Annotated in this window: 14 protein-coding genes; all 14 read left to right on the top strand. The window is 45.1% G+C overall.

Going from position 1 to position 14,718, the window contains the following annotated elements; genetic code table 11:
- Positions 1 to 18: 18 nt before the first annotated feature.
- Positions 19 to 783 carry a nucleotidyltransferase family protein gene (locus tag ACWHX8_RS11685; protein WP_447968303.1) on the top strand — a complete coding sequence of 255 codons (765 nt, stop codon included), beginning with the start codon at positions 19 to 21 and terminating at the stop codon, positions 781 to 783.
- Positions 780 to 1,988 (top strand): methyltransferase domain-containing protein, encoded by a 1,209-nt coding sequence (locus tag ACWHX8_RS11680; protein WP_447968302.1) that lies wholly within the window; start codon positions 780 to 782, stop codon positions 1,986 to 1,988. Before ACWHX8_RS11685 ends, ACWHX8_RS11680 begins: the two co-directional genes overlap by 4 nt.
- Positions 1,985 to 2,911, top strand: coding sequence for an NAD-dependent epimerase/dehydratase family protein (locus ACWHX8_RS11675; RefSeq protein ID WP_447968301.1), 927 nt, complete (start codon positions 1,985 to 1,987; stop codon positions 2,909 to 2,911). The genes ACWHX8_RS11680 and ACWHX8_RS11675 overlap by 4 nt, the downstream gene beginning before the upstream one ends.
- 15 nt (positions 2,912 to 2,926) lie before the next feature.
- Positions 2,927 to 3,916: a GHMP family kinase ATP-binding protein gene (locus ACWHX8_RS11670; RefSeq protein WP_447968300.1), complete on the top strand. Its 990-nt coding sequence runs from the start codon at positions 2,927 to 2,929 to the stop codon at positions 3,914 to 3,916.
- A gap of 106 nt (positions 3,917 to 4,022) precedes the next feature.
- Positions 4,023 to 4,670 (top strand): D-sedoheptulose-7-phosphate isomerase, encoded by a 648-nt coding sequence (locus ACWHX8_RS11665; RefSeq protein WP_447968299.1) that lies wholly within the window; start codon positions 4,023 to 4,025, stop codon positions 4,668 to 4,670.
- Between the two features lie 196 nt (positions 4,671 to 4,866).
- Positions 4,867 to 5,919: an SDR family oxidoreductase gene (locus ACWHX8_RS11660; RefSeq protein WP_447968298.1), complete on the top strand. Its 1,053-nt coding sequence runs from the start codon at positions 4,867 to 4,869 to the stop codon at positions 5,917 to 5,919.
- Between the two features lie 2 nt (positions 5,920 to 5,921).
- A complete protein-coding gene (locus ACWHX8_RS11655; RefSeq protein WP_447968297.1) occupies positions 5,922 to 7,457 on the top strand; it encodes a PfkB family carbohydrate kinase in 1,536 nt (511 codons plus the stop codon).
- A 102-nt stretch (positions 7,458 to 7,559) separates the two neighbouring features.
- Complete coding sequence (locus tag ACWHX8_RS11650) at positions 7,560 to 8,567, top strand: NAD-dependent epimerase/dehydratase family protein (RefSeq protein ID WP_447968296.1); 1,008 nt, start codon at positions 7,560 to 7,562, stop codon at positions 8,565 to 8,567.
- Complete coding sequence (locus ACWHX8_RS11645; RefSeq protein WP_447968295.1) at positions 8,560 to 9,642, top strand: thiamine pyrophosphate-dependent dehydrogenase E1 component subunit alpha; 1,083 nt, start codon at positions 8,560 to 8,562, stop codon at positions 9,640 to 9,642. The genes ACWHX8_RS11650 and ACWHX8_RS11645 overlap by 8 nt, the downstream gene beginning before the upstream one ends.
- Positions 9,639 to 10,697: an alpha-ketoacid dehydrogenase subunit beta gene (locus ACWHX8_RS11640; RefSeq protein WP_447968294.1), complete on the top strand. Its 1,059-nt coding sequence runs from the start codon at positions 9,639 to 9,641 to the stop codon at positions 10,695 to 10,697. The genes ACWHX8_RS11645 and ACWHX8_RS11640 overlap by 4 nt, the downstream gene beginning before the upstream one ends.
- Before the next feature lie 29 nt (positions 10,698 to 10,726).
- Positions 10,727 to 11,740 (top strand): GDP-mannose 4,6-dehydratase, encoded by a 1,014-nt coding sequence (locus ACWHX8_RS11635; protein WP_447968293.1) that lies wholly within the window; start codon positions 10,727 to 10,729, stop codon positions 11,738 to 11,740.
- Positions 11,741 to 11,752: 12 nt separating this feature from the next.
- Complete coding sequence (locus ACWHX8_RS11630; RefSeq protein WP_447968292.1) at positions 11,753 to 12,472, top strand: hypothetical protein; 720 nt, start codon at positions 11,753 to 11,755, stop codon at positions 12,470 to 12,472.
- A gap of 114 nt (positions 12,473 to 12,586) precedes the next feature.
- Positions 12,587 to 13,414 (top strand): SDR family NAD(P)-dependent oxidoreductase, encoded by an 828-nt coding sequence (locus ACWHX8_RS11625; RefSeq protein ID WP_447968291.1) that lies wholly within the window; start codon positions 12,587 to 12,589, stop codon positions 13,412 to 13,414.
- 43 nt (positions 13,415 to 13,457) lie between these two features.
- Positions 13,458 to 14,702, top strand: a complete 1,245-nt coding sequence (locus tag ACWHX8_RS11620; protein WP_447968290.1) for a class I SAM-dependent methyltransferase — start codon at positions 13,458 to 13,460, stop codon at positions 14,700 to 14,702.
- The last annotated feature ends 16 nt before the right edge of the window (positions 14,703 to 14,718 follow it).

Here is a 14,718-nt window from a genome sequence, read left to right as displayed (position 1 = left end):
CACTGCTTGGTATTTGCAATGAGTCAACTCGTAAAACACTCGCTTGATGTTGTCATACTTTGTGGGGGCAAAGGGAGTCGATTGCAGTCGGTTGTGTCAGATAGGCCAAAGGCGATGGCCGTGCTTCGCGGTCGTCCGTTTCTTGAGTGGCAGTTGCTTTCGTTGTGCGAGGCAGGCTTCAAGAATATCTTGCTTTGCACTGGATACATGGCGAGGAATATTCGAGAATACTTTGGTGGAGGGGAACAGCTTGGGTTGCGAATTACGTATTCGGATGAACCCGAGCCACGGGGAACTGGAGGTGCTCTCCGAAGTGCATTGTCCAATATTCAGACTGATCCCGTGTTGGTGCTGAATGGAGATTCCTGGTGTGACGTGGATATCGCGAGCCTCGTTGGCTTTCATATGAAATGTAAGGCTAGCGGCACGCTGGCCTTGACTGTCGTCGAGAATCCACAGCGTTACGGGCAAGTCAAGTTAGGAGAGAATGCGGAAATTATAGACTTTTTAGAGAAAGGGCGATCTTTTGCGCCCGGTTGGATTAATGCAGGACTGTATGTGCTATCGCGTTCAGTCTTAAGCCGTATTCCTGCAAATGCCTGCCTTTCATTGGAACATGACATTTTTCCTCAATTGGTACACAACGGTTTGTATGGATATTCGGGCGAGCATCAATTTTTTGATATTGGCACTCCAGCTTCATATGCGCAAGCTGAACAAGAATTTGAACACGTATTTCATGGTTTTCAAGAGAATCGTCGAGTTATGAGGATGATGGTATGAACTGTAGAATTTGTGATTCATCTGACCTAGATCTTGCGATAGATTTGAAAGACCAGCCTTGGTGCAATCATTTCCTTCGTGCCGAGGAAATAGGCACTGAACCCGTCTATCCACTTCGCGTCGTGTATTGTCAGAAGTGCCATACACCACAGTTAGATTATACGGTGCCGAAAGAAGTGATGTTTGGAGATCATACATACTTGTCAGGTGTCACTCGTACACTGGACGAACATTTTAGGTGTGTGGCGAATGAAGTTGATCGTGTCTTCTTCAAGAGTCTTACGAAAAAACGAGTCTTGGACATTGGTTCAAATGACGGAACGCAACTCAAACATTATCAACAATTAGGGTATGACGTGTTGGGAATTGAATCTTCCAAAGGGACAGCTGAAATTGCCAATCAGTCTGGAGTGCCGACTGTACATAATTTTGTCAGTGGTGAACTCCTCATGCAGTTACCCGAAAAATTTCAGGTCATTAATGCGTCAGGAGTTTTTTTTCATTTAGAAGATCTTCATGACATTACTGATGGAATACGTTTGGCGTTAGATGAGGATGGCGTATTCGTGGTGCAGTTTCTGTATATGAAACGAATAGTCGAAAACCTGGCCTTTGATCAAATCTATCATGAACATTTGCTGTATTATAATTTAGAGACGATTGAGACATTATTAAATATGCACGGATTATCAATGCTCGATGCATATCTTTCCCCGATTCATGGCGGCTCGATTGTTGGGTTTGTGGGGCCGATTGGGCGATGTGAACCTTCTTTGCGGCTACAAGATTTACGAAAAGAAGAAGTGTTGCAACAGAGCAATGCCTATTCGACATACAAAGCATTTAGTGAGCAGATTACTCTCCTGAAAGCAAGGAATAGAGAATTTCTCGAAACTGCTAAAGATGTTGAGAAAAACGTATACGGGTTTGGTGCTCCCGTCAAAGGCAATACCCTCCTGAATTACTTTGAAATTGGTCCTGAATATTTAGATTGTTTAGTTGAGAAAAATGAGTTGCGTCGTGACCTGTATTCTCCAGGACAATATATCCCGATAGTCATGGAAGCGGAGTTGGCGGCTCCTCCGGATATTTATTATGTTTTGGCATGGAACTTTAAAGAAGAAATTTTAACAAACAACCAGGCACTCATTGCACAGGGCGTTGAGTTCTATTTTCCCATTAATCCTCGTCCTGTCTTAATATGAAGATATTGGTGACCGGCGCAACAGGTTTTCTCGGACGGGCATTGTGTCAACGGCTAACTGATGCCGGGCATACGGTTGTCGGATTAGGATCGCGCGACGCTGATCTGACTGATCCGAAGAGTCTCAATCAATTTAATCGCTATCACTATGACTTCATCTATCATCTTGCGGCCTGGACGCAAGCCGGGGATTTTTGCCTTTCTCATCCAGGTGAACAATGGATCATCAATCAAAAAATCAATACCACCGTTCTTTCCTGGTGGCAAGCATATCAATTTCAAGCCAAAATGATTGGAATTGGAACGAGTTGCTCGTACGCACCAGATCTCGATACGTGCGAAGAGCACTATCTCAGTGGAAATCCTATTGACAGCCTATTTTCATATGCCATGACAAAACGCATGCTGTATGTTGGGTTGCAGGCCATTCAACGTCAATACGGTGGGGCCTTTGTGTATGTGGTGCCATCCACGCTCTATGGTCCCGGATATCATACTGACGATAGGCAATTACATTTTATCTTTGACTTAATTCGAAAAATTCTCCGAGGAAAGCACTATGGAGAGCCTGTGGTGTTATGGGGAGATGGGGAGCAGACGCGTGAGCTTATTTACATTGAGGATTTTATTTCTTTCCTTCTTGCAGTGAGTGAACATTGCAAAAACGACATCGTGAATATCGGGACAGGTAAGGGATTAAGTATTAAGTATTTTGCTGAAAAAATTTGTGAAAAAGTAGAGTATCCATTTGATGCCATTCAGTTTGATCATTCGAAATATGTTGGGGCACGGTCGAAGTTCTTACATATCGGCAAGTTACAGCAGTATGTGAATGATCTCCAGTTTACTTCATTAGAAGAAGGATTGACGGCCACGATAGATTGGTATGAACAGCAAGTTTCGTGGAAGAAACCGAAACAATAGATTGTCATTGACACGATGATTATTACGCAAACTCCAGTCAGGATCAGTTTCTTTGGTGGCGGCACCGATTACCCAGAACATTTCACTGCGTATGGGGGAGCCACGCTTGGAGCATCCATCGATAAATATACGACGATTTCAGTGACTCCCTTGACAAAGTTTTTCGATCATCGGATTCGAGTCAGTTATTCTCGTATGGAATTATGTACGTCAGTCGAGGAGCTTCAACATCCATCTATTCGTGAATGTTTACGATATGTCAACATTGACGGTGGAGTGGAAATGAGTGTCGTAAATGATCTGCCTGCTCGTACAGGGCTCGGGTCATCCTCCTCATTTACCGTTGGATTGTTGCATGCGCTTCATGCCTTTAAAGGAGAGTTGGTCAGCACCGAACAACTGGCGAAAGAAAGCGTATATGTGGAGCGAGAAATGATAAAGGAACGAGTCGGGCTCCAAGATCAATATACGTGTGCGCTTGGAGGCGTTGTCAATTTGGAGTTTCATGATGTTGACCGTGTTGATGTCAGACCGCTGATTGTTCAGAAAGAACGCCTGGCAGCCTTAGAAGAACGATTGCTGTTATTTTATACCGGTCAGCAGCGAACAGCTCACGATATCCTTGAGCATCAAATGTCTCGCACTAAGAATGGTGACGTGGTCTCTCAGCTTACCCATATGCAGTCGCTCGTCCAAGAGGGAGCAACAATATTATGCAATGGTCGAGATCTCAGAGAGTTTGGAGAATTATTACAAGAAAGCTGGATGTATAAACGACAGTTGTCTGATGCCATCAGTAATTCATTGATTGATGATGCCTACGAGCGAGCGTGCAGAGCTGGAGCCGTCGGTGGAAAATTGTTAGGGGCGGGAGGGGGAGGGTTTTTGCTCCTCTATGTTGAGCCGTACAATCAAAAAGCCGTCAGGCAGTCTTTGGTCGGTATGCCGGAAGTGAACTTCCATTTTGAAAGCCAAGGGTCACGGTTGATTTTTTATCGACCATAGCCATGTCGTCGATACCATATCATCGTTCTTCTGTATGGCACTAATTGGTCTAAATATTGCTTTTGATATTGGTGGAAATGCTGAAAAGGTCACGTAGGAATTAAAAATGAAAACAAGAAAGAAACATGTTGTCGATCCTCAGCAATTTCTCGTTGATTATTTCTCGAAATACCATGAGGCGTTATTGAAATGCGATGTATCCAGCAAATTGATTGAATTGAAGGAGATGATGACTGAGTGTCATGCAAAGGGCAACAAAACCATCATCGTTGGAAATGGTGGAAGTGCGGCTATTGCCAGTCATTGTTCTGTGGACTTTAATAAAGCAGCTGGCGTGCGATGCATGAATTTTAATGAAGCCTCGTTAATAACGTGTTTGGCAAATGACTACGGTTATGAAGCATGGGTCGCAAAAGCTCTAGAATTTTACGCAAAATCAGGTGATCTTGTCATTCTTATTAGTTCAAGTGGGAAGTCTTCTAATATGATTTGTGGAGCTGACTACGCGTTAAGGCACGGCCTGATGGTGGTCACGTTTACTGGGTTTGCTCCGAACAATCCGCTGAAAAGTCGCGGTCATGTAAATTTTTGGATTAATAGTTCCTCGTATAACTTTATTGAATGTTTTCATCAACTGTGGTTGTTAGCTGTTTGCGATCTTATTGCCGAGTCTCGTTCTATGACGAGTAACCCCTCTTCGAAAAAACATACCAAAATTCAGACTGTCTCTCCCTCAATGCCTACAGCGGCATAGCGGTCAATTGTGTGAACAATATCGTCAATTTCTTGACGTATTATTTTTCAAGATTTCCATAAATAAAAAAACTCCTTACTTAAAGGCCTTTTTTCGTATGAAAATACAAAAATTATGAGGTCTGATATTTGCATTGACTTTCGATTCATGATGCATGACTGAAGAGAGAGTATTGAGGAGATTGGAAAATAGATTGATGGTTGTATTGAATGCTAAGAAAAAACATATTCTTGTGACTGGCGGCGCTGGTTTTATCGGTAGTCATCTTGTTGAACGTTTGATTCAAGATGGACATCAGGTTCGTGTTCTCGACAATTTGTCGACAGGCCGTCGTGAGAACTTGGATCACGTCTTTAATTCACTGGAGGATGAGCATCGATTACAGTTCTGTCAGGGAGACATCACCGATCCAAAGATCGTCGATGAAGCGCTGCGTGATATCGATTGGGTTTTTCACCTGGCTGCATTGGCTGACATTGTTCCGTCTATTGTTCATCCATTGGATTATTATCAAGCCAATGTGACGGGTACGGCAACAGTTGTAGAGGGTGCACGAAAAGCGGGAGTCAAACGGTTTATCTACACAGCGTCATCTTCCTGCTATGGAATTCCAGATTCGTATCCAACTCCCGAAGCGGATGCCATCCAACCTCAATATCCCTATGCCTTAACAAAGTATCTAGGCGAACAAATAGTCATGCATTGGGCAAAGACGTATGCCTTGCCGGTTGTCTCACTTCGTCTTTTTAACGTCTATGGCCCGCGTGCTCGAACCTCAGGTACTTATGGAGCGGTCTTTGGCGTCTTTCTGGCTCAAAAGCTACAACAGAAACCATTTACGGTTGTGGGGGATGGTACGCAAACTCGTGACTTCACATTTGTGACCGACGTTGTCGATGCCTTCGTCAAGGCGGCAGAGTCTCAATGCTCTGAAGAAATTTACAATATTGGTTCTGGTGGCACCTATAGCATCAATCGTCTCATCGAACTCCTCGATGGAACTGCCGTTAACATTCCCAAGCGTCCAGGAGAGCCTGATTGTACTTTTGCCGATATTACGAAGGCACAGAATTCGCTTGGATGGTCGCCGTCAATTTCATTTGAACGAGGGGTGAATATGATGCTCGAACACATTAGTTCATGGGAAGGGGCTCCAGTGTGGGATCCCGTTTCTATTGCCGCAGCCTCTTCCGATTGGTTTAGGTATTTGGGTAGAGGAACGGCTGAATCTGTGACATGTGAGGTCTAGGCATGGCAAGTGTGACGGTCTTAAAAAAAACGCAATCTCTTGAAGACTTAGAGGCACTGCTTCAGGATGCTCGTTCTCAAGGAAAGACCATCGTGCATTGCCATGGAGTCTTTGACTTACTGCATGTCGGTCATATTCGTCATTTAGAAGAAGCGAAAGCATTGGGGGATGTGCTGGTTGTGACCGTGACTCCTGATCGCTATGTGAACAAAGGTCCACATCGTCCAGCGTTTCAGGAAGATCTTCGTGTGGAGGGAATCGCGGCGTTAGATGCCGTGGACTATGTTGCGGTGAATCGTTGGGACACAGCGGAGAATGCGATTAAATCCTTAAAGCCGGACGTCTATGTCAAAGGACCGGACTATAGTCAGGGTCGACCGGACTTGACCGGTGGGCTGGCTCGAGAAGAGGCTGCAGTGGAATCAGTGGGTGGACGCCTTGAAACGACCAATGACGTGCAGTTTAGTTCGACGAGTCTCCTCAATCGCTATGTGCCATTGTTTCCTTCTGATTTAAATGGATGGTTAACACAGTTTCGAGAACGATACACGGCCAAGGACATTATCGATTATCTTGAGCGACTCCGTTCACTCCGAGTTCTCGTTATTGGAGAAGCGATTATCGATGAATATGTATATTGCCATGCGTTAGGAAAGTCTTCCAAAGAACCTATTTTAGCAATGCAGCATGTCTCACAAGAAAAACAGCTTGGAGGAAGTTTAGCTATCGCGAATCACCTCGCAGGTTTCTGTGAACATGTGGAATTGGTGTCATACCTGGGTACGATTCAACCACATGAGAAATTTATTCGACAAAATTTGAAGCCAAATGTTACCCCAAGCTTTGTGTTGAAATCTGGGTCTCCCACCATCGTCAAGCGTCGGTTTATTGAAGAATATCAATTCACCAAACTTCTGGAAGTGTATGAGATGAACGATGCCTCACTGACCGAACGGGAGGATGGAGAATTATGTGACACCCTGGAAGAAGAATTAGCACAGTGCGATGTGGCCATCGTGGCAGACTTTGGACATGGATTGTTGTCGTCAGCCGCAGTTCAGCTTCTGGGAGAACGAGCACCATTTTTAGCGGTCAACACGCAAATCAATGCTGCGAATATGGGATTTCACACTATCTCGAAATATCAGAAAGCGGATTATATCTCTATTCAAGAAAAAGAAATACGAGTGGATCGACGGGATGCTCGTGGCAAGTTGCCCCCAATGGTAGAAGAGCTCTCAAAGAATATGGGTTGTCAGTCTATTATGGTCACACAAGGAAATAAGGGAACATTATTGTATCACCACGAGGATGGATTCTTCGATAGTCCATCCTTAGCTGTAAAGGTTGTGGATCGAGTGGGGGCAGGAGATGCATTGTTTGCCTTGACAGCTCCATGTGTCGCTACCGGAGTGCCTTCGGATGTTGTGGGATTGCTTGGGAACTTAGCTGGTGCGCAGGCTGTCATGACTGTCGGAAATAGTGCGTCACTTGATCGCCTTCAACTACAACGAAGTGTTGAATCACTATTGAAATGAAAAATCCAAATTGTAAATTGAAAAATAAAGTACATGAAAGAATTCTTTTCGGACAAAATTTTTCACGTTTCACTTTAAAATTTACAATTATCAAGGTGGCTCATGATGTCTGAACAAGAAAAAAAGCAGGTTCTTGTCACCGGAGGCGCTGGCTATGTGGGGTCGGCATTAGTGCCTCGACTATTAGCCGAAGGGTATCGAGCCAAGGTGTTGGATCTCTATCTCTACGGAGAGTCAGCGTTAGCGTCTGTACGGGGGCATCAGAACCTTGAGGAAATACGAGGAGATATTCGGGACTCTCAATTATTGGAACGAATAATACCGGGATGTGATGCGGTCATTCATTTAGCGTGTATTTCTAACGATCCAAGCTTTGAATTGAATCCGTCTTTAGGACGTTCGATTAACTACGATGCTTTTTCAGGTTTAGTTGACTGTGCACGCGAGTCTGGTGTCAGACGTTTTGTGTATGCCTCGTCCTCTAGTGTGTATGGCGTGAAAGAAGAAGAAAATGTGACGGAAGATCTTCCGCTTCAACCTTTAACGGACTATTCCAAATATAAAGCGTTGTGTGAGGAGGTTCTGCTTAAGAAACAACGTGCAGGTTTTGAGGTGGTGATTATTCGTCCCGCCACGGTCTGCGGCTATTCTCCGCGTCTGCGCTTAGATCTTACCGTAAACATTCTGACCAATCATGCAGTCAATAATAGAAAAATTATGGTGTTCGGTGGTGAGCAAAAAAGGCCGAATATTCATATTCAAGACATGATTGAGGTGTACACACAATCATTGAATTGGCCGTCTGAGAAAATTGATGGGCAGGTCTTCAATGCTGGCTATCATAATCATTCCGTATCAGACATTGCCGCGATGGTGCAGAGTAAAGTTGGACAAGATGTGGAAATTGTTCACACTGAGACCGATGATCATCGTTCCTATCATATTTCTTCAGAAAAAGTGTTTCGTGTTTTAGGATTCAAGCCAAAATATTCAATACGAGATGCTGTTGGAGATTTGATCGCAGCGTTTGAAAAAGGGGAAATCCCTAATTCCTTTGAAGATAGTCGATATTACAATATTCAACGTATGAAAGAAGTCCAACTTGTCTGAGCCGATTGGCACAGCCTCTGTTGTCTTCCAGAAACCAATGGCCACACCAAGCAGTATGGAAAATCTTGGCAACTCGCTTTCTTCTGATTATCTTCGACATCTCTACCTTGAAATGCTTCGAATTCGAATGGTTGAAGAGCGAATTGCCGACTTGTATTCAGAAAAAGAAATGCGTTGTCCTGTTCATTTGTGCATTGGGCAAGAAGCGATTGCGGTAGGTGTGAGTGCATCCTTGAAGCAGGAAGATTTGGTCTTGAGTGGCCATCGATCACATGGTCATTATCTGGGTAAAGGTGGAGATCTTTCCAGGATGCTTGCGGAGATCTATGGCAAAGAAAATGGGTGTGCCAAGGGAAAAGGTGGGTCCATGCACCTCGTTGATCTTTCGGCGGGGTTCTTAGGTGCTACTCCCATTGTCGCGAGTTCAATTCCGATTGCCGTCGGTGCCGCATTTGGTGCCATGCTACAAGGACAAAATATCGTCATCGTCGTGTACTTTGGAGAGGGCGCCTCTGAAGAAGGGACATTCCATGAGAGTGTGAACTTTGCCGTATTGAAAAACCTCCCGGTCATATTTGTCTGTGAAAATAATTTGTACTCGGTGTATTCGCCTTTGTCTGTCCGCCAACCTCGTACACGCGATGTCATGCAGATTGCAGAGGCTCATGGATGTGAGGGCAAACGTCTCGATGGCAATGATGTGCGTGTGGTCTATGAGTCAGCTGCACAGGCCGTACGCAAGGCAAGAAGCAATGGGGGGCCAACCTTCCTCGAATACGAGACCTATCGGTGGCGAGAACATTGCGGGCCAAACTTTGATAATCATTTGGGATATCGAGCGTCGTCTGAATTTGAAGAATGGCGAACGAGGTGCCCAATTGCAAACACAAAAGAGCAGTTGTCCCAATTCGGTTCGTGTGCTCCAGTCTGGGAACAGAGACATGTGGAACGTCTCTCTTCAGAAATAGAAGCTGCCGTGCAGTTTGCTAAACAAAGTCCGTTTCCGTCAAAGGATCAGTTGTTTCAACATATATATGCAGTTCCTTCTTTGCCAGTGGAAGAAAAGGCAGCATGACTCGACAACTCACGTATACCGAAGCTCTCAAGGAGGCGTTGGACCTGTGTCTCGCAAAAGACCCCAATGTGTATGTGATGGGATTAGGGGTTCCGGATCCAAAAGGCATATTCGGGAGTACGAGAGGATTACAAGAACAGTACGGGGAAACGCGAGTTATGGATATGCCCACCTCAGAAAATGCGATGACTGGCGTGGCCATTGGTTCCGCTTTAATGGGCATGAAGCCCGTGCTGACCCATCAGCGAATGGATTTTGCTTTGTTAGCCGTTGAACAAATGGTCAATCAGGCAGCGAATTGGCATTACATGTTTGGTGGACAACACAGCGTACCGTTGGTCATCCGTTTGATGATTGGAAGGGGGTGGGGACAGGGACCTCAGCATTCCCAAAGTCTTCAAGCGTGGTTTGCACACATTCCTGGGCTTAAGGTGGTGATGCCGACTACGGCGTATGATGCAAAAGGATTGCTTATCGCAAGTATCGAAGATCCAAATCCAGTGGTGTTTCTCGAGCATCGCTGGCTTCATGAAACAATCGACTATGTACCGGACGGACTCTACCGGGTTCCTTTGGGGACGAGTCGAGTGCTCAGAAAAGGCACGGATGTGACGATCGTTGCAACTTCCTATATGACGCTTGAGTCGATCAGGGCAGCAGATATGCTGGCAGAGGATGGAATTGATGCTGAGGTGGTAGACATTCGAAGTTTACGTCCTTTAGATGACTCGCTCATCCTTGATTCTGTTCGAAAAACCGGACGTGTGATTGTTGTGGATACAGGATGGACCTCATTTGGTATCTCAGCAGAAATTGTTTCCCTCATTGTTGAACAGTCTTTTCATGAACTTACATGTCCACCAAAACGAATAGGGTTACCTGATTGCCCGACCCCAACATCTCACGCGTTGGCGGAACATTATTATCCACGCGCCATGCACATCATGAATGCGGCACGGTCCTTGATGAATATGCCGGAAATGTCAGAAATGGATATGCGAGATTCTCCTCACTCACTTGATGTGCCGGATCAGAGTTTCGTCGGGCCATTTTAAGAAGGAGTGAGATGGAGAGGGAACAACGAATGAGAGATGTGAAGAGTGATGTCTCACGAACAATAGTTGTTATTGGTAGCAACTCTTTTTCAGGTAGTGATTTTATAGATGTGCTCTTAGAAGATCCCAGTAATACGGTCATAGGTCTAAGCCGATCAGCAGAAAAAGGCCGGACGTTTCTTCCGTATCTGCGGCATAGTCGAGCAAAATTTACTTTTCATCAAATGGACTTGAATCGAGATGGTGATCGAATGATTCGACTGCTTGATTCAGTGAAGCCAGACTACATTGTGAATTTTGCTGCGCAAAGTGAAGTCGCGCCAAGCTGGCAGCACCCTGAACAATGGTTTCAAACCAATGCGGTCGCACTTGCCAAGCTTACGAATGCCCTTAAGGAACGAGAATACCTGAAGCGCTATGTTCACATTTCGTCTCCCGAAGTGTATGGGACATGTGAAGGCCGTGTGACGGAGTCTGCACCGCTGAATCCCAGTACACCCTATGCGGCTTCTAAGGCAGCAGGCGACCTGTATCTTTTTACTTTAGTGAAAAACTATAACTTTCCACTCGTCATGATTCGCGCCACCAATGTGTATGGCGCATATCAACAACTTTTTAAGATTATTCCCAGAACGATTATTTCGTTAAAGATGGGAAAGAAAATTCACCTGCATGCTGGAGGGAAGGCTGTGAAATCCTATATTCACATTCGTGACGTCTCGAGAGGTGAGTTATTGGCGATGGAACAGGGGATGGATGGTCAAATTTATCACTTCTCTCCTGATCGTGGGATTGCGGTTCGAGATGTCGTCAAACGGTTATGCGTATTATCCAAGAAAGACTTTACCCAGGCAACGGTTACCGTTGAAGAACGATTGGGGCAAGACGCGGCATATGAAATCGACTCGACTCGCAGTCGAGAGGAGCTGGGATGGTCCACGGAGATTTCGCTCGATGAAGGCCTACAAGAAACCGCAAGCTGGATTGAAAAGAACTGGCAGGTTATTTCCAACAGCGCCTTGGAATATCAACATGCGGCGTAAGAAGGTGAGTATATGATAGAGGGCGCTGAGGAGTCTCGACGAGCACCTGCATTATCTTTCGCTACAGACGGGTTCGCTATTGTTGAAGTCTTTTCTGAGATGGAAGTTCAGAGACTCAAACAATTTGCGAAGCATTGGGTCTACTCTCTTCTTGGGAAACGGGTGTCCAATGATGAGTCGACATATCCATTAGAGACATACCATGTTTGGGGAGAAGAGCTAAGAATTGAGCACGAAAAAATATTTTGTGCAAAGAATCGATATAGAAACCCTAAAGACGAAATACGAGGAATTTTACTGAATGCTCGGGTGAACGATTATTTAGACTCCATAGGGGTTCGTTCATACACACTTTGTGACGATGGAAAAGGCTGGTGCGGTTTCCGCTTTATTAGACCTCGAAAGGGAGATGGCTATCCGCTTTCCAGAAAATCTTGGGGCCCTGCCGGAAATGTTATTTCGTGCTGGGTTCCCATCATTGGGCTTTCAACTATGGAGACTTTAGGGTTGGTGCCGGGTTCTCATTTAAAAGACTACTCAAAGTATTTGCCCAAGAATGAGAAGTTCTGTAGTGGTGAGTATCGAGCTGATCTTACGTTCGCTCCTGAGGAATTGTATCACCCTAGCTTAGAGATGGGTGAGGTTCTCTGGTATCACCCTGATACTTTGCATACAGAAGAAATTATTGGAGGAGATGTAGCACGGTTGAGCTTGGAGTTTCGAGTAGCCTGAGGTCTTATGTCAAGCAAGCTGACTGATACGTTAGGCAATGTACAGTCTGCGCAGATCTTTATCTTAGATTGTTTAAAAAATTACTGAACGTAATTGTCAATTATTGAGGGAAAAATGTGCCACACTCGTGTAGCCTTGATAACTGGAGCTGGATCAGGAATTGGTCGAGAGATTGCCAAATATTTCTCCTTACGTCAAACATATGTGGTGATAGCAGATATTAATGAATCTGCTGGGGAGCAGACGGTAGGAGATATTATCCAACTCGGTGGTAAGGCTGCATATATCCACACCGATCTGACATCAGAGGATGGAATTGGTGCAATGATTCACTTTGCCGTGTCTACCTATGGCCGCATTGATTACTTGATAAACAATGCGCGCCCCTTTCTACCTCGTGGCGATTACGGGCAGACTTTGGATGATTGGGATATGGCAATGAATGTTTTACTGAAGGCTCCAGCAGTTGCCGCGAAACATGCCTTACCGTTTCTCCAAGAATCCGATTGTGGAAGTATTGTGAATATCGCTTCAACGAATGCTTTTCTCATTTCTCATCAACCAGTGACATATCATGTTGCGAAGGGTGGTCTCCTCCAGTTGACCCGTTACTTAGCCTATCAGTTTGGGGGCAAAGGAGTACGGGTGAACGCAGTCTGTCCCGGATTGATTCAAAAAGATACCGCCATGACGGATTTGGGTTCCACAGAGAAGCGATGGAATATGACAGAGATGGCAAAGGTTGTCGTCCCACTCAGTCGTCCTGGAGTACCGCAAGAACTATCAGAACTGACGTGGTTTCTTTGTTCGGGAGCAGCATCCTATTTAACTGGCCAAGTTATCACGCTGGATGGTGGAATGACGTTGGGAGATCAGTTTGATGTGTGTCTTAGAGCACAAGAATCTCTATATCATTCAGCTCCATCTTCTCCACACATTTAGAAAATTAGAAATCATGGAACATTCTTCGTCAAGAGACAATAGTATGACAGCACGTTTACCTGTAAAGGAGCCATTGCTTGAAATGACGGATGCGTCATCGGTTATTGATATTAAGGTGCAATGTACCATTTGTGAGTCGTCAGAAATTGTCCCTGTGATCAGTCTCCCCAATTTCCCAATCACTGGTCGTCTTACTTACGAAGCTCCTACGTTTATACCTCAAGGGATAGATCAAGAATTTCTGATGTGTCTACGGTGTGGGCATAGTCAGTTGAAAAACCACATCTCGCCAGATTTACTTTACAGGTCGAACTATGGCTTTCGGACGTCCCGGGCAGACAGTGCTATGAAGGGCGTAGAGTTTTTTCTTGAACGTCTGCATGAGTACACTTCGAAGAAGCGTTTTCGGATGGTTTTGGATATCGGGTGTAATGACCTGTATTTGCTCGAGCAAATGACTCAAACCGCTGCATCACGCGTCGGTATCGATCCGATATGGATGGAACAGGAGAGTTCATCAAGGTCAGAGATTCAAGTAATTGGGGCCTATCTTGAGGACATCGACCTCGAAGTTCTCTCCGAGATGGCACCAGACTTGGTTGTTTGTCGCCATGTCCTTGAGCATGTATCAGACCCTGGTGAGGCGCTTCGGCGTGTCATTCACGCGACAGGATCTGACGCCATCTTTTTTGTCGAAGTCCCTTGCCTGGATGCGCTTGTTATGAAGTATCGATTTGATCAAGTATTTCATCAACATTTGCAATACTTTTCTTTACATTCACTGCTAAAACTCGTTCATCAGGTAGGTGGAGAATACTTAGCCCATTGGATGAATTACCATCATTGGGGTTCGGTGATTGTGGCTTTTAAGAAACGAATGCCTGGAGTAGATTCTGTCAACCATGGGCATGACATCATGTGGTCTATAGGTGATATCCAGGATCGTTACAAGACTTTTCAGAACCAATGTGGCATTGCGAAAGAAGTGCTAGAGGGGAAGGGAATGAATCCACGATATGGGTATGGTGCATCCCCCATGTTGCCAACGCTAGCGTATCATTTACAGTCAGATCTCTCTTGTTTAACTGCCATTATAGATGACGATGCTTCGAAGGATAATTGGTTTTATGAGAATCTGCCGGTGCAGATTCATACGCCAAGCGTTGTGCGCGATTGGGAAGATGCAACTGTGTTAATCACTGCCCCAGAAGGGGTGACTAGTATTATGGCGCGATGTCATCAGTATCAGCCCAAACATGTTCTTTACCCATTACCTCTGATGTCATAATTATTGTGTAAGGAGT

This window comes from Nitrospira sp. M1 (genome assembly GCF_965152605.1).
Note: the sequence above shows the minus strand (reverse complement) of the source record. Positions and strands in the feature narration are given on the sequence as shown.

Excerpts from the sequence above, each read along its gene's own strand:
- ACWHX8_RS11635 (WP_447968293.1), top strand. The coding sequence starts at position 10,727 with ATGAGAGATGTGAAGAGTGATGTCTCACGAACAATAGTTGTTATTGGT.
- ACWHX8_RS11650 (WP_447968296.1), top strand. The coding sequence starts at position 7,560 with ATGATGTCTGAACAAGAAAAAAAGCAGGTTCTTGTCACCGGAGGCGCT.
- ACWHX8_RS11620 (WP_447968290.1), top strand. The coding sequence starts at position 13,458 with ATGACAGCACGTTTACCTGTAAAGGAGCCATTGCTTGAAATGACGGAT.
- ACWHX8_RS11665 (WP_447968299.1), top strand. The coding sequence starts at position 4,023 with ATGAAAACAAGAAAGAAACATGTTGTCGATCCTCAGCAATTTCTCGTT.
- ACWHX8_RS11660 (WP_447968298.1), top strand. The coding sequence starts at position 4,867 with ATGGTTGTATTGAATGCTAAGAAAAAACATATTCTTGTGACTGGCGGC.
- ACWHX8_RS11640 (WP_447968294.1), top strand. The coding sequence starts at position 9,639 with ATGACTCGACAACTCACGTATACCGAAGCTCTCAAGGAGGCGTTGGAC.
- ACWHX8_RS11670 (WP_447968300.1), top strand. The coding sequence starts at position 2,927 with ATGATTATTACGCAAACTCCAGTCAGGATCAGTTTCTTTGGTGGCGGC.
- ACWHX8_RS11655 (WP_447968297.1), top strand. The coding sequence starts at position 5,922 with ATGGCAAGTGTGACGGTCTTAAAAAAAACGCAATCTCTTGAAGACTTA.
- ACWHX8_RS11680 (WP_447968302.1), top strand. The coding sequence starts at position 780 with ATGAACTGTAGAATTTGTGATTCATCTGACCTAGATCTTGCGATAGAT.
- ACWHX8_RS11630 (WP_447968292.1), top strand. The coding sequence starts at position 11,753 with ATGATAGAGGGCGCTGAGGAGTCTCGACGAGCACCTGCATTATCTTTC.
- ACWHX8_RS11625 (WP_447968291.1), top strand. The coding sequence starts at position 12,587 with ATGTGCCACACTCGTGTAGCCTTGATAACTGGAGCTGGATCAGGAATT.
- ACWHX8_RS11675 (WP_447968301.1), top strand. The coding sequence starts at position 1,985 with ATGAAGATATTGGTGACCGGCGCAACAGGTTTTCTCGGACGGGCATTG.
- ACWHX8_RS11685 (WP_447968303.1), top strand. The coding sequence starts at position 19 with ATGAGTCAACTCGTAAAACACTCGCTTGATGTTGTCATACTTTGTGGG.